The following is a 24,448-nucleotide window of genomic DNA, read 5'->3' as shown; positions in this document are numbered from 1 at the left end:
ACTTATACTGGGTTTTTTTGCGATTAAGAAGAGCGCCGCCATGCGTTTCGAAGGATCCTCGCACTACGTTGCCACCGACGACCTCAAGCTCGCCGTCAACGCCGCGCTGACGCTGCAACGCCCGCTGCTCATCAAGGGCGAGCCGGGCACCGGCAAGACCATGCTCGCCGAGGAAGTGGCCGCGGCGCTCGACATGCCGCTGCTGCAGTGGCACATCAAGTCGACCACCAAGGCGCAGCAGGGCCTGTACGAATACGACGCGGTGTCGCGGCTGCGCGATTCGCAGCTCGGCGACGCGCGCGTGAAGGACATCGCGAACTACATCGTGAAGGGCGTGCTGTGGCAGGCGTTCGACGCCGAGCACCCGAGCGTGCTGCTGATCGACGAGATCGACAAGGCCGACATCGAATTCCCGAACGATCTGCTGCGCGAGCTCGACCGGATGGAATTCCACGTGTACGAGACGCGCGAGACCATTCGCGCGAAGCACCGCCCGCTCGTGATCATCACGTCGAACAACGAGAAGGAGCTGCCCGACGCGTTCCTGCGCCGCTGCTTCTTCCACTACATCCAGTTTCCCGATCCGTCGACGATGCAGAAGATCGTCGGCGTGCACTTCCCGGACATCCGCGAGGCGCTGCTGCGCGCGGCGCTCGAGAGCTTCTTCGAGCTGCGCGCGGTATCGGGGCTGAAGAAGAAGCCGTCGACGTCCGAACTGCTCGACTGGCTGAAGCTGCTGCTCGCCGAGAACATCCCGGCCGACGCGCTGCGCAGCGCCGACGCGAAGCAGATCGTGCCGCCGCTCGCGGGCGCGCTGCTGAAGAACGAGCAGGATCTGAGCCTGCTCGAGCGGCTCGTCTACATGAACCGGCACAACCGGTAACCCACCCGCGAAGGCCCGGCCATGCTGCTCAATTTCTTCTACGCGCTGCGCGCAGCCAAGCTGCCCGTCTCGGTGAAGGAATACCTGACGCTGCTCGAAGCGCTGAAGGCCGGGCTGATCTCGCCGTCGATCGACGCGTTCTACTTCCTCGCGCGCATGACGCTCGTCAAGGACGAGCAGTACTTCGACAAGTTCGACCAGGCGTTCGGCGCGTATTTCCACGGCGTGTCCGCGCTGCCGTCCGACGCGTTCGACATCCCGCTCGACTGGCTCGAGAAGCGCCTCGAGCGCGAGCTGTCGCCGGAGGAGAAGGCGCAGATCGAAGCGATGGGCGGCCTCGACAAGCTGATGGAGCGCCTGAAGGAACTGCTCGACGAGCAGAAGGAGCGCCACGAAGGCGGCAACAAGTGGATCGGCACCGGCGGCACGTCGCCGTTCGGGCACGGCGGCTACAACCCCGAAGGCGTGCGCATCGGCGGCCCGTCGAACGGCAACCGCACCGCGGTCAAGGTGTGGGAAGCGCGCGCCTTTCGCGACTACGACGATTCGGTCGAGATCGGCACGCGCAACATCAAGGTCGCATTGCGGCGTCTGCGCCGCTTCGCGCGCGAAGGTGCGGCCGAAGAGCTCGACCTGCCCGGCACGATCCGCAGCACGGCCGCGAACGCCGGCTGGCTCGACCTGCGGATGGTGCCCGAGCGTCACAACAACGTGAAGGTGCTGATGCTGCTCGACGTCGGCGGCTCGATGGACGACCACATCAAGCGCACCGAAGAGCTGTTCTCGGCCGCGAAGGCCGAGTTCAAGCACCTCGAGTTCTACTACTTCCACAACTGCGTGTACGACCATCTGTGGAAGAACAACCGCCGCCGTCACGCGGAGCGCACCGCGACGTGGGACGTGCTGCACAAGTTCACGCCCGACTACAAGCTGATCTTCGTCGGCGACGCGACGATGAGCCCGTATGAAGTGCTGCAGCCCGGCGGCTCGGTCGAATACAACAACCCGGAAGCCGGCGCCGTATGGCTGCGCCGCCTCGCCGACCAGTTCCCCCATCATGCATGGCTGAATCCCGAGCCCGAGCGGCTATGGGAATACCGGCAGTCGGTCTCGATCATTCGCGACGTGCTCGGCCAGCGCATGTATCCGCTTACGCTCGCGGGCCTCGAAACCGCGATGCGCGCACTCAGCAAGTAACGACACCCACCCGCAGATACCCAGGCCGCGTCCGAGCGGCCGCCCCGGAGAGAGCATGAACCCTTCGCCCACCGCGAGCGCCAGCCGCGCCGGCGGCCGCCGCCTTTTCGCCGATACGTCCGTGTCCACGCTCGTCGCCGGCTTCGTCGCGATGATGACCGGCTACACGAGCTCGCTCGTGCTGATGTTCCAGGCCGGCCGCGCCGCGCACCTGACCGACGCGCAGATCTCGTCGTGGATCTGGGCACTGTCGATCGGCATGGCGCTGACGACGATCGGCCTGTCGCTGCGCTTTCGCGCGCCGGTGGTCGTCGCGTGGTCGACGCCCGGCGCCGCGCTGCTGATCGCGTCGCTGCCGGGGGTGCCCTACGCCGACGCGATCGGTGCGTTCGTCGTATGCGCGCTGCTGCTGACCGCGGTAGGCGTGAGCGGCCTGTTCGACACGCTGATGAAGCGCATTCCGGCCGGCATCGCAGCCGCGTTGCTCGCGGGCATCCTGTTCGAAATCGGCATCGAGATCTTCCGCGCCGCGCAGTTCCAGACCGCGCTCGTGCTCGCGATGTTCTTCACGTACCTGATCGTCAAGCGGCTCGCGCCGCGCTATGCGATCGTCACGACGCTGATCGTCGGCACTGTGGTGGCCGGCGGCCTCGGGCTGCTCGACTTCAGCCATTTCCACATCGCGCTCGCGCAGCCGGTGTTCACGATGCCCGCGTTCTCGATCGCGTCGATCGTCAGCATCGGCATTCCGCTGTTCGTCGTCGCGATGGCGTCGCAGAACGTGCCGGGCATCGCGGTGCTGCGCGCGGACGGCTATCAGACGCCGTCATCGCCGCTGATCGCGACGACCGGCCTCGCATCGCTGCTGCTCGCGCCGTTCGGCTCGCACGGCGTGAACCTCGCGGCGATCACGGCCGCGATCTGCACGGGCCCCGAAGCACATGAAGATCGCGCGAAGCGCTACACGGCCGCCGTGTGGTGCGGCACGTTCTACCTGATCGCCGGCATCTTCGGCGCGACGATCGCTGCGCTGTTCGCCGCGCTGCCGAAGGCGCTCGTCGTGTCGGTCGCCGCGCTCGCGCTGTTCGGCTCGATCATGAGCGGGCTCGCGAACGCGATGCAGGATGCGAAGCAGCGCGAAGCCGCGCTCGTCACGTTCATGGTCACGGCTTCGGGCCTCACGCTGCTGTCGATCGGCCCGGCGTTCTGGGGGCTCGTCGCGGGCGTCGTCACGCAGGTGATCCTGAACGCGCGACGCCCCGCGTGACGCGGCTCGCCGCCCGCCGGGCATGCCAAAACGTGCGCGACACGAATCGGGCCTAAAATGATGGATCGGAAGCGGCGCCCGGCGCCGCTTCGCTTCGCCGCCGCGCTCGCGCGGCCCGTGAGAACCCGGCGCCCCGCGCCCTTCTTCCGAATCGCCATGACTACCGCACTCGACCAGCTGAAGCAGTACACGACCGTCGTCGCCGACACGGGCGATTTCCAGCAGCTTGCGCAATACAAGCCGCAGGACGCGACCACGAACCCGTCGCTGATCCTGAAGGCCGTCCAGAAGGATGCGTACAAGCCGATCCTCGAGAAAACCGTCCGCGATCACCGCGACGAAAGCACCGATTTCATCATCGACCGCCTGCTGATCGCATTCGGCACCGAGATCCTGAAGCTGATCCCGGGCCGCGTGTCGACCGAGGTCGACGCGCGCCTGTCGTTCGACACGCAGCGCTCGATCGACAAGGGTCGCGAACTCATCAAACTGTACGAAGCCGCCGGCGTCGGCCGCGAGCGCATCCTGATCAAGCTCGCGTCGACGTGGGAAGGCATTCGCGCGGCCGAAGTGCTGCAGAAGGAAGGGATCAAGTGCAACATGACCCTGCTTTTCTCGCTGGTGCAGGCCGCCGCGTGCGCGGAAGCCGGCGCGCAGCTGATCTCGCCGTTCGTCGGCCGCATCTACGACTGGTACAAGAAGCAGGCCGGCGCCGACTGGAATGAAGAGAAGGACGGCGGCGCGAACGATCCGGGCGTGCAGTCGGTGCGCCGCATCTACACGTACTACAAGACCTTCGGCTACAACACCGAAGTGATGGGCGCGAGCTTCCGCACGACGAGCCAGATCATCGAACTCGCCGGGTGCGACCTGCTGACGATCAGCCCCGATTTGCTGCAGAAGCTGCACGACAGCACCGACACGGTCGCGCGCAAGCTGTCGCCGGACGCGCTGCACGACAAGCCGACCGAGCGCGTCGCGATCGACGAGGCATCGTTCCGCTTCCAGCTGAACGACGAAGCAATGGCGACGGAAAAACTTTCCGAAGGCATTCGCGTGTTCGCCGCCGACGCGGTGAAGCTCGAGAAGCTGATCGACGCGCTGCGCTGAATCGTGCAGCGCGTGCCTGCTGTTGGTCGAGCTGTCGGTCGCGTTGTCAGTTGAGCTGTCAGCAGCGCTGACAACAGGCGTCAGCAAGCGTCGCCGACGGCCGCGAACCGCATGTTCGCGGCCGTTTTTATTTTTCATTCCAACGTTAGGCGCGCGCACTACAATCCACGTCACGAGTGCGCCGGCCGCGTCGCGGTGCGCTCTTCCCGGTCAATCTTGGATGTACCCGAGCCGGCGCCGACACGCCTGCCCGGTCCACAGGAGACAACGATGCAAGTCCAACCGTATCTGACGTTCTACGGCCGCGCGGAAGAAGCCCTTCAGTTCTACGAAAAGGCGCTCGGCGCGAAGACGCTGTTCAAGATGCACTTCAAGGATGCGCCGCCGAATCCCGATTACCCGATGTCGCCGGAGATGGGCGACAAGGTGATGCACGCGAGCTTCACGATCGGCGAGTCGATGATCATGTGCTCGGACGGCGACTGCAACCAGCCGGGCAGCGGCGCGCACGCCGGCTATTCGCTGTCGCTGAACCCGGCGACGGTCGACGAAGGCCGCAAGCTGTTCGATGCGCTCGCCGACGGCGGCGAAGTGACGATGCCGTTCGGCAAGACGTTCTGGGCGCTCGGCTTCGGGATGGCGAAGGACCGTTTCGGCGTGCACTGGATGGTCAACGTCGAGGACCTGTCGCAACGCGAGGATCTCGCGAAACGCGCACAAGGCTGACGCGAACGAAAACGCCCGCCACTGCGAAGTGGCGGGCGTTTCCATTGCTGCACGAGGTTCGGCGCGCGGCCGCGCCACGCGTATCAGCTTTCGACGACGTCGAGATAATCCTCCGGCCGCGTGCGGTCCTCGGCATGCGCCATGCCCATCGCACGCACCAGCACGCTCACCACCACCGACACCACCAGGTTCACGATCAGCGACCATACGGCCGCGTAGCCCGGAATCGCGAGGCCGAACAGGTGGATCGTGAAGATCGAGCCGGCCAGCTTCAGCGAAATCGCCATCCACGTGCCGCACACGATGCCCGCGGCCCAGCCGGCCAGCAGGCCGCGATGGTCGAGCACGCGCGTGTACAAGCCGAGCACGATCGCCGGCAGCGTCTGGATGATCCAGATCCCGCCGAGCAGCTGCAGCTGAATCGCATAGGTCAACGGCAGCCCGAGGATGAACGCGACCGCGCCGACCTTCACGATCAGCGACACGAGCTTCGCGACGTGCGTCTCCTGCTCGTGCGTCATGTTGCGGTTCACGAACTCGCGGTGGATGTTGCGCGTGTACAGGTTCGCGGCCGCGATCGACATGATCGCCGCCGGCACCAGCGCGCCGATGCCGATCGCCGCGAACGCGACGCCGACGAACCACGACGGGAAGTAGTTGAGGAACAGCGCGGGCACCGCGAAGTTCGGGCCGAACGCCTTGAAGTACGGCGCGTACTGCGGCATGTCCTTCACGCCGGATGCGAGCGCCATGTAGCCGAGCAGCGCGAGCAGGCCGAGCACGAACGAATACGCGGGCAGCATCGCCATGTTGCGGCGAATCGTGTTGCCCGACGACGACGACAGGATCGCCGTGACCGAGTGCGGATACAGGAACAGCGCGAGCGCGGAGCCGATCGCGAGCGTCGCGTACGCACTGTAGCCGTTCAGGCTCATCGCATCGGGCGCCTTCAGCAGCAGCTTCGCGGGCGGCACCGTCGCGAAGATGTGGCCGAAGCCGCCGAGCTTCGCGGGAATCACGATGACCGCCGCGGCGATCGTGATGTAGATCAGGATGTCCTTCACGATCGCGATCATCGCCGGCGCGCGCAGCCCCGACGTGTACGTGTACGCGGCAAGAATCGCGAACGCGATGATGAGCGGCAGGTCGCCGACGAAGCCGGTCGTGTCGAAACCGAGCGCGCCGATCACCACTTCGATGCCGACGAGCTGCAGCGCGATGTACGGCATCGTCGCGAGGATGCCCGTCACCGCGATCGCGAGTGCGAGCATCCGGCTGCCGTAGCGTGCGTTGACGAAGTCGGCGGCCGTCACGTAGCCGTGACGCTTGGCAATGCTCCACAGTTTCGGGAACACGACGAACGCGAACGGGTAGATCAGGATCGTGTACGGCAGTGCAAAGAAGCCCATCGCACCGGCGCCGAACACGAGCGCGGGCACCGCGACGAACGTATAGGCCGTGTAGAGGTCGCCGCCGAGCAGGAACCACGTGACGATCGTGCCGAAGCGGCGGCCGCCGAGGCCCCATTCGTCGAGGTGGGCGAGATCGCCGCGCCGCCAGTTCGCGGCAAGGAAACCGAGGATCGTGACGCCGATGAACAGGAGAACGAAGACGAAGGTAGCGCCGAGATTCATCGCACACCTCCCTGCGTGCCGCTCGACTTCCACGCATTCTTGGTCTTGTAGTACACGAACGCGGTGATCACCGCGCTAATGAACACCCAGAGCAGCTGGTACCAATAGAAGAACGGAAATCCGAACCATTGCGGTTCGATCTTGCTGTACGACGGCACCCACACCATCGCGATCAGCGGCAGCACCAGCAGCCAGAGCCAGCGCTTGGCGGCCCGATTGGCGTCGGCATCGTGAGCCATGACGTCTCCTCATCTTTCCCGGTTATCGATCTTGTTGAGCGGGTACGGCGGCGAGAGGAGCGGCAAAACGGGTAAGCTGCGGCTCCCCTGGCTTCGCGCCAGTATAGGAGCCGCGAGCGCGCGGTCAAGCGGGGGCGAACCCGAGGTGATCCGCCCCCAGTCATGCGGTTGCACCGGCATGCGGCCGGCGCATGAGCGTCAGATCGCGAACGAGGATTCGCGGGCGCCCGTCGTTTCTTTCAAAGCTTTCACCCACTTGCGTGCGGGCAGCTTCAGCGTGTCCTCGATCAGTTTCGCGCGCGCTTCCAGTTGTGCATACGACACGTCGAGCGCCGGGCCCGAGAACGCGATCGCGATCCGGTTGCCGTCGTGCACTTCCGGCAGCGCGATCACGCGGTGATCGAACGCCGCGTTCAGGTGCTTCATGTTGCGCACGAAGCTCGGATGGTCGCCGAACAGGTTGATCGTCGCGATGCCCGCATCCGTGAGGCAGCCGCGCACCGCGCGGTAGAACGCGACGCTGTCGAGCACCGGGCCGCGCGCGGTCGCGTCGTACAGGTCGATCTGCAATGCGCCCGTCGTGCCGCGGTTGGCCGCGTCGTTGACGAAGTCCCATGCGTCGGCTTCGTGCACGACGAGGCGTGCGTCGTCGGGCGGCAGCGCGAACATCGTGCGCGCCGCGACGATCACGGCCGGGTTCAGTTCGACCGCCTCGACCTTCGCGTGCGGCAGGAAGCGGTGCGAGAACTTGGTCAGCGCGCCGGTGCCGAGCCCGAGCTGGACGATGCGCTCGGGCGTTTCGAGGAACAGCAGCCACGCCATCATCTGCTGCGCGTATTCGAGCTCGATATGCAGCGGCTTGGAAATCCGCATCGCGCCCTGCACCCACTCGGTGCCGAAGTGCAGGAAGCGCACGCCGCGCTCTTCCGAGAACGTGACGGGCGCGAAACGCGGCTTGCGCGGTGCGTCGAGGACGGGCACGTCGTCGTGCTCGTCGATCTCCGGGCGGCGCTTCACGCGCGACGGCTGGAGTTTTTCAGAGCCGTTGTACGCGGACGGCTTGCGTTGCTTGAACGCGCGCGCCTCGGCGGACGCGCGCTTGATCAGTCGGGTCATGTTGAATCTCGCTGGGTGATGCTGGGTGACGCTGGATGAGCGGACGAGAGGATAGCATTGGTGGGCGGGCTGGCCGCCAGACGGGCACGACGGCTTGGCAGGCCATTCGGGTGACTGGCGGTCGATATGGACGTGCGGGTTCGCTTCACGTCCGCCGCATCGGACGACCTTGACCGGCGTTATGCTTTTGTCATCGACCGTGACGATGCGGATGTCGAACTGGCCGAATGCGCGTTGGGAGCCATTGCGTCGGGAATCGCCACGCTCGAATCGTCGCCGTTCACCTGCCGCAAAGTTCATCCGTCCATGGCGTTTCTCCGGGAACTGATCATTCCGTTCGGTGCATCCGGCTATGTCGCACTGTTCGAGATCGATGACGGCCAGACGGTGACGATCCTCGCGGTCCGCCACCAGCGGGAAAGCGACTACCACTGACGACGGGGAATCCCATGACCTCGAACGACAAGAAGATCTGGTTTCCGGCGAAGCGCTACGGCTGGGGATGGGGCTTGCCGGTCACGTGGCAGGGTTGGGTCGTGCTGCTGCTATTCGCGATCGGCGTCATCGCGAGTGCATGGCTGATGCCGCCGCACCGTTCGCCGGTGGCTTACGGCGCCTGCATCGTGGTGCTGGTCGCGCTGCTGACTGCAATTTGCTGGCTCAAGGGCGAGAAGCCCCGCTGGCGATGGGGCAACGACGACTGAGCTTCGACGCGACACGCACGCCCATGCGTTCGCGGTTCGTCAGCACGCCCGCCCTTCCATCATCGATACGCCGCGACAGCGCTCTGTCGAACGGCTGAATTGTCTCGACTCCCCACGCGACGCAAGAATGCGAAGCAACGGCCGCCGGGCCGGAGGTTCCATATCGCGCCTCCCGTCAGCAGCACCCCACTGCTGAGCCGGCACCGCCCGTCGGTGGTCGCCGCCCACCTACCCCGCTCGTGACACCACATTCCAACGGCCGCGCCGACTTCCTGCGCGGACCCCTTGAAAATATACCCAAATAGGGATAAATTCATCGATGGATCCATATATCAAACCGCTGTACTGGCTCGGTTCGGCGCGCAAGGATTTGAAGGCGATGCCCGAAGCCGTGCAGGACACGTTCGGCTATGCGCTGTATCTGGCGCAGACGGGGCGCAAGCACGATCAGGCCAAGCCCTTGAAGGGATTCGGATCGGCCGGCGTGCTCGAGATCGTGGAATCGGAAGACAACGGCACGTACCGCGCGGTCTACACGGTGAAGCTTGGAAACAGCGTGTACGTGCTGCACCGTTTCCAGAGGAAATCGTCGTGCGGCATCGCGACACCCAAGCCGAACAGCGACCTCGTCCGCGAGCGTCTGAAAGCGGCCGAAGCACACGCACAAGGAGAAAGGCGATGATCGAAATCGAACAGGGTAGCGGCAACGTCTACGCTGATCTCGGCATGCGCGATGCCGACGAAATGCGGGTGAAGGCCCAACTCGCTGCGAAGATCGCGGAAATCATCAAGGCGCGCAAATGGACGCAGCAGCACGCGGCACGATTGCTCGGCATCCCTCAGCCGAAGCTGTCGAACATGCTGCGCGGGCAGTTTCGCGGCGTGAGCGAAACGAAGATGCTCGAATGTCTGGCGAAGCTCGGGCGCGACGTGCAGATTGTCGTCGGGCCCGACCGTCGGTCGGAAGCCGAAGGGCACATCGAAGTCGTATTCGCAGCCTGACGACACGACGCGGCGAGCGCCACGATCCGTGAATCCACGCATCGGCCGATCCTGTACTTCGCGTTCGAGCCGCGCGTCATACGCGAACTCATGCAGCCCCGGCGCGCCGAGCACCGCGCCCAACGCCGCCAGACCTGATTGCCATTTTGTTCGGTTTGACACCGGCGTTGATCAGACAGCATGCTGGTGCCGCGCACGCATTTTCTTTCGACGTGACCGGGTTGTACCGTAACGTCATCGAAGCCTGCCAACATCCGCTCCGACCATACCTGCTCCATCACACGGGATTTCGTAAGCATGAGTCACATCCACTTCATTGGCGGGGAAAAAGGCGGCGTCGGCAAATCGCTCGCGGCCCGCGTGCTGGCCCAGTATTTCATCGACCGGAGCATGCCTTTCGTGGGCTTCGATACCGACCGATCGCACGGCGCGCTACTGCGGTTCTATGCCGATTTTGCCGCGCCTGCCGTGCTCGACCAGCATGACAGCCTCGATCCGGTCATGGAATCGGCGCTCGAAGATCCGCAGCGGCGCATACTGGTCGATCTCGCGGCCCAGACGCGGCAGTCGCTCGCCAAGTGGCTCGACGATTCGGACGTAATCGATTTTGCCGAAGAACACGGCCTCACGTTGACGTGGTGGCACGTGATGGACACGGGACGCGATTCGGTCGATCTGCTGCGGCAATGGCTCGACGCATTCGGTGGACGAATCAAGCTGGTGCTCGTGCTGAATGAAGTGCGCGGCGATCGTTTCGAGATTCTGGAGGCATCCGGCGAACGCGAGCGGGCCGAAGCCCTTGGCGCCAGCGTGATTACGCTGCGCCGCCTGCCCGATACGACGATGCAGAAGATCGATCGACAAAGCGCGAGCTTCTGGGCGGCGGTCAATCATCCCGACCGCGCCGCCACGGGGCTCGGCTTGCTGGAGCGGCAGCGCGTCAAGGTCTGGCTGCATCGTACTTACGACGAGCTGGGTACGCTTGCGTTGTAGCACGGGCCCCCGCGACGGTACGGAGCGGGCGGCGCGTGGCTGGAATGGCTCATACCGGGACAACCTGGAGGTTCAATGGCCGATCACGACAGACTGCATCCACTCCGCCCGTTCCTGAAAAACTGGGTCTGGGAGCATGGTCGAATCGGGACTCGCTATCTCGACTGCGTCGATGGCGAAATCAAGTTCGACGAAGGCAAGAAATCGCATTTCGCTGCCGAGCAATATACCTACGTGCCGCTGGGCAAGAACGCTGACGACGACGCTTCGGCGGAGGGCCCCGCGATCCACGAGGCGGGACTTGCCCGCTTTTTGCGGGCTGCGCAGTTGGGTACGCCCGCGGAAGCCGGTTCCGTGGCTGAGGTTCAGCGCGCCGTGCAGGACTGCGTGGAGATCGGCCTGTTCAGCGCGTATCAAGGGGAGGCTCGCAAGGCATTGGCCCGCTACGCGCAGGAACCGATGTTCGAAGACGAGATCCGCGCGGCGGTTATCGACGACGTCCGGCGCATTTACGTCGGCATGCGAGAGCAACTGGCGCTGTACGATTTCAGTGTGCTCCACGGCTTGCCCACGCCGCTGCTGATCAGCGACACACCGTTCATCGACTGGCGCGTGGTCGCCAGTCCGGCACTTCCGTTCGTATCGCTTCCGCTGGGGCCTTACTGCCTGCTGGTAGGCGCGCCGTCGGGCAGGAGCAGCCGAATCGGCCCGGTGGTCTGGAAAGCCGCTGCCGCGATGGGGCCGTTGAAGGACCATAACCGCCAGATCGAGAAGCAGGCACGTCTGTGGCTGGTGGCGACCACCGATGATCAACTCGTCGCTGCACAAAGTCGCCTTGCCGCGGCCACGGGCGCCAGGCAACGCGAGGCGAAGCCCTGAGCGGTCGAGTCGAGTTGCGGCGCAGTAGCATCAGCTTCGGTTTGTCCTGTTGCCGCTCCCGCGCCTGCGACGTCTTGCAATGCGGCGCATACGAGGGCAACGCCGCGAGGCCCACGGCATTGAAACGGAATGGTTGACGGCTTTTCACGAGGCGATCTTCGAGGTAGTGTCGTAGCTCGACTATTCCCCCGCTCGTGTCCGGTGGGGGGAGGCACGATTGCAGCGCGAGAGACGCGATCGCATACGGCTGCATCGCGACGCGCCGCTCCTGGCAGCCACGGTATGTCGATCGGGAGAATCGATGGATCGCCGCCATTTCCTCAAGTCGTCGACCTTTTTCACGATTGCGGCAGCCACCGGTACGCTTGGCGCTCCGCGATCGGCCCGGTCTGCCAGCACTGTGCGCAAAGGCCGGTATCGGTTCCCGCAGGGCGTCGCCAGCGGCGATCCGCGCGATCGCTCCATCGTCTTCTGGACGCGATGCGTGCCCGTCTTCGAGGACGCGCGGCACCGCGCAAAACGCGCCGCGCACACGGTGCCGTTACGGCTCGAAGTATCGACCCGGCCGGATTTCTCGGCGCTCGTCGCCAGCGTGCCCTTGCGGGCACGCGCCACCTACGACTTCACCGTGCGCGCGAAGGTAACGGCGCTTTCACCGAATCTCACGTACTACTACCGGTTCGTCGCCGGTGACGACGTGAGTGCGTCCGGCGTCGCGCGCACGGCTCCGGATGCCAACGCCGCCAACAGCCGCGTTCGCTTCGCATGGCTCACCTGCCAGGACTGGAGCGTCAATCACTGGCAAGCCATGACCCTGCTGGCCGCCGAAAGCGATCTCGATTTCGTCGTGCATGTGGGCGATTACATCTATGAAACGGTGGGTGCGCCGAGACCCGGCGAAGTCGAGGCGGCGCATCCTCCGCTGCGCCTGCCTGACGGAAAGCCGCTTGCCGATGGCAGCATGTATGCCGACACGCTCGAAGACTATCGGACGCTCTATCGCACCTATCGTACCGACCCGCGCTTGCAGACGCTGCACCAGCGCCTGGCGATGATCGCGATATGGGACGACCACGAATTTTCCGACGACTGCTGGCAGGATCATCAGGTCTACACCAACGAGGAAAGGCAGGAGACGCAGCGCCGCCGCAACGCCAGTCGTGCGTGGGCGGAGTACATGCCGGTGGACTGGAGCGACGTGCGCTTCGAGCCGGACAATCCGTCGTTCACCAACATTCGCATCTACCGCGAATTTCGCTTCGGCATGCTGATGCATCTCGTGATGACGGACGAGCGACTGTATCGCGACGACCATGTCGTCAGCGAGGCGGCTGTCGCGCGCACACGCTTGCACGATCCGGTCAATGGCGATGACGCAGCCGGCTCGCGCTACTTCGTCAAGCAGGATGTGCTGCAGCGCTTCGAGGCGCGCGATACCGCTCAGCTTGGTCGCCCGCCGTCGATACTCGGCCCGGAGCAGACGCAATGGTGGAAGGCCACGATGAAGCGTTCGCCTGCGACCTGGAAGATATGGGGCAACGAGGTGATGTTGAACCGTCTGTGGGTCGTGATGCCAGGCGCGCCGAAGACACCGGCAGCACGCCTCGTGGTCGATTGCGACGCATGGGATGGCTATCCGGCGCACAAACACGAACTGCTTTCATACCTGAACGAGCAGGGCATCCGCAACGTGGTCGCGATCAGCGGGGACCTGCATGCGTTTCAGTGTGGCGTCGTGCGGGACGACCCGGACCCTGCAAAAGGGTCGCCCGTGGCCGTCGATTTCGTCTGCGCGGGCATCAGCAGCGCGTCCTTCTATTCCTACCTGAAGGCCGCATGGAGCGGCACGCCGCTTGCGTCGCTGGCCGCGACCGCGGCCAAACTCGACGCCTTCCTGATGGCGAACAACCCGGATCTGTGCCACGCCGACCATGACGCGCAGGGTTACGCGTCAGCCACCGTCACGGCGGAGCATTTTTCCGTGGTGTTCAACAAAGTGAGGCCTTTGAACCCGGACGGCACCGCGCCCGCGGATGCCCTGCTTGACCGCACGCGGCTGACCGTGCCCAGGGATTCGGTCGAGGTACGCGTCGAGCGTTTCTAGCTTCACGCTGCCGCACGGTCGGTCATCGAGCTGAAATTTGGCTCGATCGTGCTAAATTTTGGCTCGATCGTGCTAATGTCACCGCTTATGACAAAGCTCGGCGACGCCCTCTTTTCCAGCGCACAACAACCCATCCTGGCCTGCCTGTTTGGGCAGCCCGAACAGTGGTTTCACGTCAAAGAGTTGATCCGGTTGACCAGTCTGGGTAGTGCCAGCGTCCAGCGTGAACTGAATCGTCTCGAAAAAGGTGGCCTCATCGAAACCCGACGCATCGCCAATCTCAAACAGGTGCGAGCGTTCGCCGGCAGCCCCATTTTCAGCGAGCTGCGTCTCATCGTCCTCAAAACCTTCGGGGTCGTCGAGGTGCTCCGCGAAGCGCTGTCACCGCTGACCTCAGAGATACAACTCGCCTTTGTATACGGTTCGGTTGCCCAAGGCAGCGACCACGCCGGTAGCGACGTCGATGTCATGTTGGTCAGCGAGACGCTCAGCTATGGACAAATCATGGCCGCACTCGAATCGGGTGAAAGACAGCTCGGTCGCTCGGTCCAGATCACACAATACGCTCACGAGGAATTTCTCGAACGGAAACGCAAAAGTCATCCGTTCCTCGCGGAAGTGCTGCGCCAGCCGAAGCTGATGATTATAGGAACCGAGGACGACATTGACCGCATTGGATAACCTCGCACGCATCGGAAAACTCAAACCCTTTCCGGCGAACCGCGGCGAATTCGAGCATCTGCTCGGCCTCGCTCGAGCTCGATACCGTCACAAGCAGTAACGGAATGGCGACGGAGAGCCAGTTCATCCTCGCCTACGATGCCGCTCACGCCGCGTCACGCGCTGCGTTACGGGCTCACGGATACCGGAGCGACGACCGATATCTGGTCTTTCAGTGTCTCGAACACACGATCGGCTGGCCGACCGAAAAATGGCGCGTGCTCGATACCTGCCATCGCAGGCGCAATGCGGCCGAATACGAGGGCAACATAGATCTTCCAGCGAGTCTGACCGCCGAGCTGGTTCGGCTCACGGCTGAACTCATTGAAACCGTATCTCTACTCGACCACCTGCTGCCGTCCACCTGACATTGCTTCGCGGGATACGCTGAATCCAACGCGTTTCAAGGACGTATCCCGCGCCAAAGCTCCAGCTTCTGCTCGAACGACAGCATCGCATTCGCCGGGCTCGACGAAGGCAGCACGAGCGTGTCGTACCCGGCCTGGCCGATCACGTCGGCGAACCGCCCCGCCGTCTTGCCGTTGAAACACACCTTCTTCAGCAACGGCGCATGCTCGCGCAGCGAATCGAAGTCGTTCGGCTTCGCGTTTCTGATCGCCGAATCGAGACTGCCTTTGCGATGGCACGCATCGAGCACGTCCCAGATGCCGATGCCGTGCGACAGCACGCGTTCGAGCCGCGCGTCGTACGGCAGTTCATGCAGCGCCGGCTCGTCGAGCACCGCGCCGAGCAGCCGCCAGAACTGATTGCGCGGATGCGCGTAGTACTGCGCGGCCTCGAGCGACGCCTCGCCCGGAAAGCTGCCGAGAATCATCGTGTGCGTATTCGGCCCGACGACCGGCGCAAAACCTTGCAGCATCACGCGCCTTCGCGCGGCCCGACGGATCGCGGCCCGTCGCCGTGCGCATCGAGATGACGCCACAGCGCCGGCAGCATGCATTCGGTGACCATCAGCGGCTTGCCGTGGCGCTGGAACACCGAGCGCCGCGCGGCGAATGCATGCGGCGCCCGCTCACCCTGCAATGCATGGCTCGCGAGCGCATACAGCGGATGACCGGCGATCACGCGCCGGCTGACGAGCGCCGAGCGCTCGACCTGCGGATCGCTGTACAGCAGCTCCGCGAGCGGCCGCGTGCGCAGCCGCCGCATCGCCTGCCACACACCCTTGCTGGCCGCGAGCGGCGCGATGCTGTGCGCGGCGACGTACGGCGTGCCGTCGACCGACAGGATCACCTCGCGCACCCACATCGGCGCGCGTGGCGAACTCGCGAGTGCGACGGGCTCGTCGAACCACGGGCAATCGACGGCCTCGCGCGTCACGCGCACCTTCACGCTGCCGAGCCGCGCGAGATGCGCGGTCAGCGAGCCGCCGCGCGTCAGCCAGTCGCGCTGGTCGAGCGTGCAGCCGGGCCGGGGCGTGTCGCGCCAGCCCGCCTGGGCACCGTCGAATCGCATCCGCACGTTCACGCGGTGCGCGACAGCAGCAGCGCGTTGGTCCGCTTCACGAAGCTCGCCGGATCGTCGAGCATCCCGCCTTCGGCCAGCAGCGCCTGATCGAACAGCAGATGGCACCAGTCGCCGAAATCGGCGCTGTCGGCGTTCAGCTGCTTCACGAGCGCGTGCTCCGGGTTGATCTCGAGGATCGGCTGCATCGCCGGCGCGTTCTGGCCGGCCGCCTTCAGCATCCGCTGCAGGTAGCCGCTCATGTCGTTGTCGTCCGCGACGAGGCACGACGGCGAATCGGTCAGGCGGAACGTGACGCGCACTTCCTTCACCTTGTCGCCGAGCGCTTCCTTCATCTTCTCGACGACCGGCTTGATCGCCTCGCCGGCCTGCTCCTGCGCCTTCTTCTCCTCGTCGTTCAGCTCGCCGAGATCGAGATCGCCGCGCGCCACGCTCGCGAGCGGCTTGCCGTCGAATTCATGCAGGAACGACAGCATCCATTCGTCGACGCGGTCGGTCAGCAGCAGCACCTCGACGCCCTTCTTGCGGAACACTTCCAGATGCGGACTGTTCTTCGCGGCCTGCCACGTATCGGCGGTCACGTAGTAGATCTTGCTCTGCTCGGGCTTCATGCGCGACACGTAGTCGGCGAGCGACACGTCCTGCGCGTCGGTGTCGCCGTGCGTCGACGCGAAGCGCAGCAGCTTCGCGATGCGCTCGCGGTTCGCGTGATCCTCGCCGACGCCTTCCTTCAGCACCTGGCCGAACGCGCTCCAGAACGTCTTGTACTTCTCCTTGCCGGCATCCTCTTCCGCGTTCGCGAGCTCTTCGAGCATCGACAGCGCGCGCTTGGTCACGCCTTCACGGATCGCCTTCACGTCGCGGCTTTCCTGCAGGATCTCGCGCGACACGTTCAGCGGCAGGTCGGCCGAATCGACGACGCCCTTCACGAAGCGCAGGTATTGCGGCAGCAGTTGCTCGGCGTCGTCCATGATGAACACGCGCTTCACGTACAGCTTCAGGCCGCCGCGGTAATCGCGGTTCCACAGGTCGAACGGCGCGCGCGCCGGCACGAACAGCAGCTGCGTGTATTCGCTGCGGCCTTCGACGCGGTTATGCGTCCAAGTGAGCGGATCCTGGTGGTCGTGCGCGATGTGCTGATAGAACTGCGTGTACTGCTCGTCGGTGATGTCGCTCTTCGAACGCGTCCACAGCGCGCTCGCCTGGTTGACGGTTTCGTCCTCGTCCTTCAGGACCATCTCGCCCTTTTCCTGATCCCACTCTTCCTTGTGCATCAGGATCGGCAGCGCGATGTGATCGGAATACTTCTGGATGATCGACTTCAGCCGGTGCGACGACAGCAGGTCGTCCTCGCCTTCGCGCAGGTGCAGCGTGATCGTCGTGCCGCGCTGCGCGCGCTCGATCGCGTCGATCGTGAAATCGCCTTCGCCCGCGCTTTCCCAGCGCACGGCCTCGTTCGCCGGCAGGCCCGCGCGGCGCGTCTCGACGGTGATCTTGTCGGCGACGATGAAGCCCGAGTAGAAGCCGACGCCGAACTGGCCGATCAGCGCCGCGTCCTTCTGCTGGTCGCCGGACAGCTTCGTGAAGAATTCCTTGGTGCCCGAACGCGCGATCGTGCCGAGGTTCGCGATCGCCTCGTCGCGGCTCATGCCGATGCCGTTGTCGTCGATCGTGATCGTGCGCGCGGCCTTGTCGAAGCCGATGCGGATGCGCAGGTTCGGATCGTTCTCGTACAGCGCGTTGTCCGCGAGCGCTTCGAAACGCAGCTTGTCGGCCGCGTCGGACGCATTCGACACCAGTTCGCGCAGGAAGATTTCCTTGTTGCTGTAGAGCGAATGAATCATCAGGTGGAGGAGTTGCTTGACCTCTGCCTGAAAGCTCATCGTTTCGTGTGCCATGGATGCTGTTTCCTCTTACTTGAACTGAAAAGGGGTGACGCCGGCGCCCGGCGCGCGATGCCGGCGGACCCGTGAAGGACGGCCCGTTTGGGACGGCCCGTGTTTGGGACGACCGCCTGGCGCCAGCGGTTTGCGCGCGTATCTGGGGACGGCGCACGGCATTTCAAGAGCCGGCCGGCCGCGCCGCGTCACGACGCGCGCCGCACCGCCGAGTCGATATAGCGCGCCAGCAGCCCGGGCAGCGCCGGATCGCCGCAGTTCGCGACGTTGAAGCGCATCCACGTGGATGGCGACTGCTGCGGCGAGAACAGGCTGCCCGGCGTCAGCAGGAAGCCGGCTTCGTGCGCGACCGCCGCGAGCGCATCCGAATCGACGCCCGTGTCGGCCCACAGGAACATCCCGGCCGCCGGCATCGTGAAGAGCCCGAGCCCGGTGCGCTCGAGCATCCGCGCGGTCTTGTCGCGCACGCCGTCGAGCCGTGCGCGCAGCCGCTCGACGTGGCGCCGGTAATGGCCTTCGGTCAGGATCTTGTACAGCACGCGCTCGTTGAGCTCGGGCGTGGTCATCCCGACCAGCATCTTCTGGTCGGTGACCGCCTTCGCGATCTCCGGCGCGCAGGCCACGTAGCCGACCCGCAGGTTCGCCGCGAGCGTCTTCGAATAGCTGCCGAGATAGATCACGCGCTTCAACTGGTCGAGGCTCGCGAGGCGCGTGGCCGGATAGCTCGGCGGGCACAGGTCGCCGTACACGTCGTCCTCCACCACCAGGAAGTCGTAGGCCTCCGCGAGCTTCAGGATCCGGAATGCCTGCGCGGCCGACAGCGACGTGCCAGTCGGGTTCTGCAGCACCGAGTTGATCACGAGCATCTTCGGCCGCCACATCTGCACCAGGGTTTCGAGCGCGTCGAGGTCGGGGCCGTCGGGCGTATACGGCATCCCGACGAGCTGCGCGCCCTGCGCCGCGAAACGGCCGAACATCTGGAACCACGCCGGATCGCCGACGATCACCGCATCGCCCGGGCGCATGTAGATCCGCGAGATCAGGTCGATCGCCTGCGTGATGCCGGAAACCAGCACGATCTGCTCGGCCTTCGCGCCGATCTCGACTTCGGCGAGACGCGTCTGCAGTTGCTGGCGCAGTGGCAGAAAGCCCTGCGCGGTGCCGAAGCCGAGCATCTGCGCGCCCGACTGGCGCCCGAGCGCGCGCAGCGCGCCGGCGATCAGCTCGCCGTCGAGCCAGCGGCCCGGCAGGTAGCCGAGGCCCGGGCCCTTCTCCGGGCTGACGGTGTGCAGCATGTTGCGCAGCAGCCAGACGACGTCGATCGTGTTGTGCACGGGCGCGGCCTCGGCCACGCGCGCGACGCTGTCGGCCGGCTGCGGGCCGGCGCCCGTGCGCTCGCGCACGTAGAAACCGGAGCCGCGCCGCGAGTCGAGGTAGCCCTGCGCGACGAGGCGCTCGTACGCCTCGACGACGGTGAAGCGCGACACGCTCTTGTCGAGCGCGAGCTTGCGGATCGACGGCATGCGCATGCCGGGACGGAACACGCGTTCGTCGATGCGGCGCCGCGCCCACTGGACCAGCTGGTCGACGAGCGTCAGCGTGGCCGTGTCGTGCGGCGCGGGAATCTGGGCGAGTGGGACGGTGGACATGGGCGGCGGCTCCAACTGTACCGAAGGCTATCGCGCCGATTGTACCGTTACTGTGCCGGTAGCGACGATTACAGTTGACCGGAATGGCGATCGTGCGGCCGCCGCTCCGGCCCGCCGCACATGGCGCGGCACCCGCCGGCCCGCATCGCGGGCGGTGCGTCGGCCGGTCCGGCCCCGCCCGGCGCGTCGCCCGCCTACCATGACACTTCCGCTTCCCGACCGACGTTCATGCCAGCCCGCTCCCTGACACTCGACCATCTCGTGATTGCCGCGCGCACCCTGGACGAAGGCGTGCGCCATGTCGCCGACGCACTCGGCATCGAACCGGCCGGCGGCGGCCGCCACCCGCTGATGCGGACCCACAATGCGCTGTTCGGCGCGTGGGGCGGGCTCTACCTCGAAGTGATCGCGATCGACCCCGACGCGCCCGCCACGGGCGACGGCGGCGCGCCGCCGCGCGCGCGGCTGTTCGCGCTCGACGATCCGGCGATGCGCGAACGGCTCGCGCACGGCCCGTTCCTCGCGCACTGGGTCGCGCGCGTCGACCGCCCGCGCCAGCTTGCGCTGTGGCAAAGCCAGTATCCGGCCCGGATCGCACCGGTCGTCGCGATGCGGCGCGGCGATCTCAGCTGGGGTCTCACAGTGCCTGACGACGGCGCATTCCCCGCATGGCAAGGCGCCGGCGACGGTCTGCTGCCGTCGCTGATCCAGTGGGACAGCCCGCGCCATCCGGCCGAATCGCTGCCGAACGACGGCATCGCGCTGAAGACGCTCAAGGGCGCGCACCCACGCGCGGATACGATCCGCGAGCAGCTCGACTGGCTCGGCGCCGCCCACCTGCTCGACGTCGAATCCGCCGACGGCCCGCCGGCGCTCGTCGCCGAATTCGACACGCCGCAAGGCGCGCGCACGCTGCGCTGACGCCGCACATGCGGCCGCCCTTCTCGTCACACCATACGCACCTCGCCAATACGGAGACACCCACGACATGAATTCGCGCGAAACCCGGGGCATGCTGCTCGGCCTCATCGGCGTGATGATCTTCAGCCTGACGCTGCCGATGACGCGGATCGTCGTCTCCGAACTCAACCCGCTGCTCAACGGGCTCGGCCGCGCGCTCGCCGCCGCCGTGCCGGCCGGCCTGCTGCTGTGGTGGCGCCGCGAGCGGCTGCCGACCCGCGCGCAACTGAAGAGCCTCGCGGTCGTGTCGGCCGGCGTGATCATCGCGTATCCGGTGTTCTCCGCGTGGGCGATGAAAACCGTGCCGGCGTCGCACGGCGCCGTCGTCAACGGCCTGCAGCCGCTGTTCGTCGCGCTGTACGCGGCCTGGCTGTCGCACGAACGGCCGTCGAAGGCGTTCTGGGCCAGCGCGCTGGCCGGCAGCGCGCTCGTGATCGCGTTCGCGCTGCGCGACGGCGGCGGCACCGTGCAGGCGGGCGATGCGCTGATGCTCGTCGCGGTCGGCATCGGCGCGCTCGGCTATGCCGAGGGCGCGCGCCTCGCGCGCCAGATCGGCGGCTGGCAGGTGATCTGCTGGGCGCTCGTCGTATCCGCGCCCTTCCTCGTGCTGCCCGTCGGCTGGCTCGCGTGGATGCAGCACGCCGCGCACCCCGGCCCGCTCGCGCTGCGCACGTGGCTCGCGTTCGGCTACGTGACCCTCTTTTCTCAATTCATCGGCTTTTTCGCGTGGTATGCGGGGCTCGCCATGGGCGGCACCGCGCGTGTCGGCCAGGTGCAATTGCTGCAGATCTTCTTCACGATCGCCTTTTCCGCGCTGCTGTTCGGCGAGACGGTGACGTCGTCGACATGGCTGTTCGCGGCCGCGGTGATCGCGACCGTCATGCTCGGACGGCGTTCGTCGGTGGCCACGGCTCCGCGCCCCGCTCGCGCCGTCCGATGAGGTGCGCCATAATGTTCGTTTTGCCTGAACGGTTTTGCCCACTCGGCCGCGACGGCTCGATCGCGCTCCCGCGTGCCTACCCGGCCGCGTCGACGCAATCTGCCTGACCGACCTTTCTTGACTGACCACGATATCCGAACGAGGAGACTATGAATCCGAGCGACCTGCATCCGCCGCACTGGCAGCTTTCCGAACGCGCACGCAAGCTGACGAGCTCTGCGATCCGCGAGATCCTGAAGATCACGGAACGCCCCGAGGTCATCTCGTTCGCCGGCGGCCTGCCCGCTCCCGCGACGTTCCCGGCCGAACGCATGCGCGCGGCGGCCGACCGCGTGCTGCGCGATTCGCCCGCTGCGGCACTCCAGTACAGCGCGACCGAAGGCTACCTGCCGCTGCGCGAATGGATCGCCGAGCGCTACCGCGTGCGCGTGTCGCAAGTGCTGATCACGACCGGCTCGCAGCAGGCGCTCGACCTGCTTGGCAAGGCGCTGATCGACCCGAACAGCCCGATCCTCGTCGAAACGCCGACCTACCTCGGCGCGCTGCAGTCGTTCTCGCTGTACGAGCCGCGCTACGTGCAGGTACCGACCGACGAGCAGGGCCTGCTGCCGGCAGGTCTGACGCCCGAACTTACGCAAGGCGCGCGCCTGCTGTACGCGCAGCCGAATTTCCAGAACCCGACCGGCCGCCGGCTACCCGTCGAGCGCCGCCGCGCGCTCGCCGCGTTCGCGCAGTCGAGCCCGTTCCCGGTGCTGGAAGACGATCCGTATGGCGCACTGAACTACCAGGGCGAGCCGCTGCCGACGATGCTGTCGATGGCGCCCGACCACGTCGTGCACCTCGGCACGTTCTCGAAGGTGCTCGCGCCGGGCCTGCGGATCGGCTACATCATTGCCCCCGAAGAACTCCACTTCAAGCTCGTGCAGGCCAAGCAGGCCACCGACCTGCACACACCGACGCTCACGCAGCGCATCGCGCACGAAGTGATCAAGGACGGCTTCCTCGACGAACACATCCCGACGATCCGCCAGCTGTACGGCGCGCAGTGCGACGCAATGCTCGCGTCGCTCGCGCGTCACATGCCGGAAGGCGTCACGTGGAACCGCCCGGAGGGCGGGATGTTCATCTGGGTGAACCTGCCCGCGCAGATCGACAGCATGAAGCTGCTGGAAGCGGCGGTCGAGAACCACGTCGCGTTCGTGCCGGGCGCGCCGTTCTTCGCGAACGATCCGCAGCAGAACACGCTGCGCCTGTCGTTCGTGACGGTGCCGCCCGAGAAGATCGAGGAAGGCGTCGCGCGCCTCGGCAAGCTGCTGCGCGAACGTCTCTGATCCCCCTTTTTCCTGTCACGCACGACTCTCTACGAGGAATCGAACCCATGGCTAACGTCTACGACAAACTGAAGTCGCTCGGCATCGAGCTCCCGACCGCCGGCGCCCCGGCCGCCGCCTACGTGATGAGCGCGCAAAGCGGCAACACGGTCTACCTGTCGGGCCACATCGCGAAGAAGGACGGCAAGGTCTGGGCCGGCAAGCTCGGCGCCGATCTGCAGACGGAAGACGGCAAGGCCGCCGCGCGTTCGATCGCGATCGACCTGCTCGCGACGCTGCACGCGCACACCGGCGACCTGAACAAGGTCACGCGCATCGTGAAGCTGATGAGCCTCGTGAACTCGACGCTCGAATTCACCGAACAGCACATCGTCACGAACGGCGCGTCGGAACTGATCGCGGAAGTGTTCGGCGACGCGGGCAAGCATGCGCGTTCGGCGTTCGGCGTCGCGCAGATCCCGCTCGGCGCATGCGTCGAGATCGAACTGATCGCCGAAGTCGCGTAACACGGGCGTCACGATGACCAGCCACCCCGTCCGCTTCAAGCAGGTCGACGTCTTCACGTCGGTGCCGTTCAAGGGCAATGCGCTTGCCGTGGTGTTCGACGCCGATTCGCTCGGCGACGACGCCATGCTGGCCATCGCCCGCTGGACGAACCTGTCGGAGACGACGTTCCTGTGCACGCCGACGGATCCCGAGGCCGACTACCGCGTCCGGATCTTCACGCCGTGCGGCGAGCTGCCGTTCGCCGGTCATCCGACGCTCGGCACCGCGCACGCGTTCCTGGAAAGCGGCGCGCGGCCGCGCACGCCGGGCCGGCTGATCCAGCAGTGCGGGGTCGGCCTGGTCGAACTGCGCGAACAGGCCGATGGCTGGGCATTCGCCGCGCCGCCGGCACGGTTCACGCCGCTCGCGCGCGCCGACTACCCGGCACTGGCAGCCGCGTTGCGCAGCGATGCGATCGATCCGGACGCCGAACCGTACGCGGTCGACAACGGCGCGCCGTGGCTGGTCGTGCGGCTGACGTCGGCCGACGCCTGCGTCGGCCTCGCCCCCGATCCGGCCGCGTTGGAGGCAATCACCCGTCGCTACGGCACGGACGGCCTCGCCGTCTACGCGCCGCACGCGGACGGCGGCCCCGCCACATTCGAAATCCGCTGCCTGATGACGGGCGGCAGCTTCGGCGTCGGCGAGGATCCCGTCACCGGCAGCGCCAATGCCGCGCTGGCCGGCCTCCTGAGCCGCCAGGGGCGCCGCCCCGGCCCCTCGTATACAGTGCGCCAGGGCACGGCGATCGGCCGCGACGGCCGCATCTTCGTCCAATATGACGACGACACGATCTGGATCGGCGGCCACGTCGTGACGGTCGTGGACGGCACGTTCCAGGCGGGCGCCTGACATTTCGCGATGTGCGACGGTGCCGGCCGGGCCGGCACCCTACGATTCACCCGTCTATCGCAAAAACGTTCCAGCCAGTAATATCGGGCCTAATCCGTCGCTTCGGCGGGTCTGTCCATGGTTGCGCGTCCCGCGAACGAACAGACGCCGGTGCGCCCCAACCATTGCCGGCCATCCCGATGGGGGATGGCGCACGCGAGCAGGACGCCGCCC

Annotated in this window: 26 protein-coding genes; 19 read left to right on the top strand and 7 right to left on the bottom strand. The window is 65.9% G+C overall.

Features of this window, described 5'->3' with window-relative positions:
- The first annotated feature begins 40 nt into the window (after window positions 1-40).
- The 5 genes from O1Q03_RS19505 (at window position 41) to O1Q03_RS19485 (ending at window position 5,183) form a co-directional block, all read left to right on the top strand.
- Complete coding sequence (locus tag O1Q03_RS19505) at window positions 41-883, top strand: AAA family ATPase (RefSeq protein ID WP_269505500.1); 843 nt, start codon at window positions 41-43, stop codon at window positions 881-883.
- A 21-nt stretch (window positions 884-904) separates the two neighbouring features.
- Window positions 905-2,080, top strand: a complete 1,176-nt coding sequence (locus tag O1Q03_RS19500) for a vWA domain-containing protein (RefSeq protein ID WP_269505498.1) — start codon at window positions 905-907, stop codon at window positions 2,078-2,080.
- Window positions 2,081-2,135: 55 nt separating this feature from the next.
- Window positions 2,136-3,347, top strand: coding sequence for a benzoate/H(+) symporter BenE family transporter (locus O1Q03_RS19495; RefSeq protein ID WP_269505496.1), 1,212 nt, complete (start codon window positions 2,136-2,138; stop codon window positions 3,345-3,347).
- Between the two features lie 156 nt (window positions 3,348-3,503).
- On the top strand, window positions 3,504-4,457 hold the full coding sequence (gene tal, locus O1Q03_RS19490; protein ID WP_269505495.1) for a transaldolase: 954 nt from the start codon (window positions 3,504-3,506) through the stop codon (window positions 4,455-4,457).
- Between the two features lie 270 nt (window positions 4,458-4,727).
- On the top strand, window positions 4,728-5,183 hold the full coding sequence (locus O1Q03_RS19485; RefSeq protein ID WP_269505494.1) for a VOC family protein: 456 nt from the start codon (window positions 4,728-4,730) through the stop codon (window positions 5,181-5,183).
- An 83-nt stretch (window positions 5,184-5,266) separates the two neighbouring features.
- Here the strand turns inward: O1Q03_RS19485 and mctP are convergent, their stop codons facing one another.
- The 3 genes from mctP to O1Q03_RS19470 all read right to left on the bottom strand — a co-directional run bounded on the left by mctP (window position 5,267) and on the right by O1Q03_RS19470 (window position 8,172).
- Window positions 5,267-6,817, bottom strand: coding sequence for a monocarboxylate uptake permease MctP (gene mctP / locus O1Q03_RS19480; RefSeq protein WP_269505493.1), 1,551 nt, complete (start codon window positions 6,815-6,817; stop codon window positions 5,267-5,269).
- Window positions 6,814-7,056, bottom strand: a complete 243-nt coding sequence (locus O1Q03_RS19475; RefSeq protein ID WP_269505492.1) for a DUF3311 domain-containing protein — start codon at window positions 7,054-7,056, stop codon at window positions 6,814-6,816. Before O1Q03_RS19475 ends, mctP begins: the two co-directional genes overlap by 4 nt.
- Before the next feature lie 198 nt (window positions 7,057-7,254).
- Window positions 7,255-8,172, bottom strand: coding sequence for a spermidine synthase (locus O1Q03_RS19470; RefSeq protein ID WP_269505491.1), 918 nt, complete (start codon window positions 8,170-8,172; stop codon window positions 7,255-7,257).
- A 126-nt stretch (window positions 8,173-8,298) separates the two neighbouring features.
- Between O1Q03_RS19470 and O1Q03_RS19465 the strand changes: the two genes are divergently transcribed.
- The 9 genes from O1Q03_RS19465 to O1Q03_RS19425 all read left to right on the top strand — a co-directional run bounded on the left by O1Q03_RS19465 (window position 8,299) and on the right by O1Q03_RS19425 (window position 14,942).
- Window positions 8,299-8,607: a type II toxin-antitoxin system RelE/ParE family toxin gene (locus tag O1Q03_RS19465; protein WP_269505490.1), complete on the top strand. Its 309-nt coding sequence runs from the start codon at window positions 8,299-8,301 to the stop codon at window positions 8,605-8,607.
- A 14-nt stretch (window positions 8,608-8,621) separates the two neighbouring features.
- Window positions 8,622-8,876, top strand: coding sequence for a hypothetical protein (locus tag O1Q03_RS19460; RefSeq protein WP_269505489.1), 255 nt, complete (start codon window positions 8,622-8,624; stop codon window positions 8,874-8,876).
- Between the two features lie 319 nt (window positions 8,877-9,195).
- Complete coding sequence (locus O1Q03_RS19455) at window positions 9,196-9,558, top strand: type II toxin-antitoxin system RelE/ParE family toxin (protein ID WP_269505488.1); 363 nt, start codon at window positions 9,196-9,198, stop codon at window positions 9,556-9,558.
- Window positions 9,555-9,878, top strand: a complete 324-nt coding sequence (locus O1Q03_RS19450; protein WP_124554825.1) for a helix-turn-helix domain-containing protein — start codon at window positions 9,555-9,557, stop codon at window positions 9,876-9,878. Before O1Q03_RS19455 ends, O1Q03_RS19450 begins: the two co-directional genes overlap by 4 nt.
- Window positions 9,879-10,175: 297 nt before the next feature.
- A complete protein-coding gene (locus O1Q03_RS19445; protein ID WP_269505486.1) occupies window positions 10,176-10,871 on the top strand; it encodes a mobilization protein in 696 nt (231 codons plus the stop codon).
- Window positions 10,872-10,946: 75 nt separating this feature from the next.
- Entirely contained in the window at window positions 10,947-11,750 is an 804-nt protein-coding gene (locus O1Q03_RS19440; protein ID WP_269505485.1) for a hypothetical protein, read from the top strand.
- A 301-nt stretch (window positions 11,751-12,051) separates the two neighbouring features.
- Window positions 12,052-13,854, top strand: coding sequence for an alkaline phosphatase D family protein (locus O1Q03_RS19435; protein WP_269505483.1), 1,803 nt, complete (start codon window positions 12,052-12,054; stop codon window positions 13,852-13,854).
- A 75-nt stretch (window positions 13,855-13,929) separates the two neighbouring features.
- A complete protein-coding gene (locus O1Q03_RS19430) occupies window positions 13,930-14,535 on the top strand; it encodes a nucleotidyltransferase domain-containing protein (RefSeq protein ID WP_269505481.1) in 606 nt (201 codons plus the stop codon).
- A gap of 104 nt (window positions 14,536-14,639) precedes the next feature.
- A complete protein-coding gene (locus O1Q03_RS19425; RefSeq protein WP_260433008.1) occupies window positions 14,640-14,942 on the top strand; it encodes a hypothetical protein in 303 nt (100 codons plus the stop codon).
- A 35-nt stretch (window positions 14,943-14,977) separates the two neighbouring features.
- Here the strand turns inward: O1Q03_RS19425 and O1Q03_RS19420 are convergent, their stop codons facing one another.
- The 4 genes from O1Q03_RS19420 to O1Q03_RS19405 form a co-directional block, all read right to left on the bottom strand.
- The gene (locus O1Q03_RS19420; RefSeq protein ID WP_269505477.1) at window positions 14,978-15,454 is read right to left on the bottom strand and encodes a DNA-deoxyinosine glycosylase; all 477 of its coding nucleotides are present in this window, start codon (window positions 15,452-15,454) and stop codon (window positions 14,978-14,980) included.
- On the bottom strand, window positions 15,454-16,050 hold the full coding sequence (locus O1Q03_RS19415) for a chorismate--pyruvate lyase family protein (protein WP_269505476.1): 597 nt from the start codon (window positions 16,048-16,050) through the stop codon (window positions 15,454-15,456). Before O1Q03_RS19415 ends, O1Q03_RS19420 begins: the two co-directional genes overlap by 1 nt.
- A gap of 8 nt (window positions 16,051-16,058) precedes the next feature.
- Entirely contained in the window at window positions 16,059-17,957 is a 1,899-nt protein-coding gene (htpG, locus tag O1Q03_RS19410; protein WP_269505475.1) for a molecular chaperone HtpG, read from the bottom strand.
- A gap of 188 nt (window positions 17,958-18,145) precedes the next feature.
- The gene (locus O1Q03_RS19405; protein WP_269505474.1) at window positions 18,146-19,606 is read right to left on the bottom strand and encodes an aminotransferase-like domain-containing protein; all 1,461 of its coding nucleotides are present in this window, start codon (window positions 19,604-19,606) and stop codon (window positions 18,146-18,148) included.
- Window positions 19,607-19,834: 228 nt separating this feature from the next.
- Here O1Q03_RS19405 and O1Q03_RS19400 point away from each other — a divergent pair, with 228 nt between their 5' ends.
- The 5 genes from O1Q03_RS19400 (at window position 19,835) to O1Q03_RS19380 (ending at window position 24,235) form a co-directional block, all read left to right on the top strand.
- A complete protein-coding gene (locus O1Q03_RS19400; RefSeq protein WP_269505473.1) occupies window positions 19,835-20,527 on the top strand; it encodes a VOC family protein in 693 nt (230 codons plus the stop codon).
- A gap of 67 nt (window positions 20,528-20,594) precedes the next feature.
- On the top strand, window positions 20,595-21,506 hold the full coding sequence (locus tag O1Q03_RS19395; protein ID WP_269505472.1) for a DMT family transporter: 912 nt from the start codon (window positions 20,595-20,597) through the stop codon (window positions 21,504-21,506).
- Window positions 21,507-21,655: 149 nt separating this feature from the next.
- Entirely contained in the window at window positions 21,656-22,837 is a 1,182-nt protein-coding gene (locus O1Q03_RS19390) for an aminotransferase-like domain-containing protein (RefSeq protein WP_269505471.1), read from the top strand.
- A gap of 47 nt (window positions 22,838-22,884) precedes the next feature.
- The gene (locus O1Q03_RS19385; RefSeq protein ID WP_096502101.1) at window positions 22,885-23,343 is read left to right on the top strand and encodes a RidA family protein; all 459 of its coding nucleotides are present in this window, start codon (window positions 22,885-22,887) and stop codon (window positions 23,341-23,343) included.
- A gap of 13 nt (window positions 23,344-23,356) precedes the next feature.
- Window positions 23,357-24,235: a PhzF family phenazine biosynthesis protein gene (locus O1Q03_RS19380; protein WP_269505470.1), complete on the top strand. Its 879-nt coding sequence runs from the start codon at window positions 23,357-23,359 to the stop codon at window positions 24,233-24,235.
- Window positions 24,236-24,448 lie beyond the last annotated feature (213 nt).

Origin of the sequence: Burkholderia sp. IMCC1007, assembly GCF_027257875.1 — a bacterium.
Lineage (GTDB): Bacteria > Pseudomonadota > Gammaproteobacteria > Burkholderiales > Burkholderiaceae > Burkholderia.
Note: the sequence above shows the minus strand (reverse complement) of the source record. Positions and strands in the feature narration are given on the sequence as shown.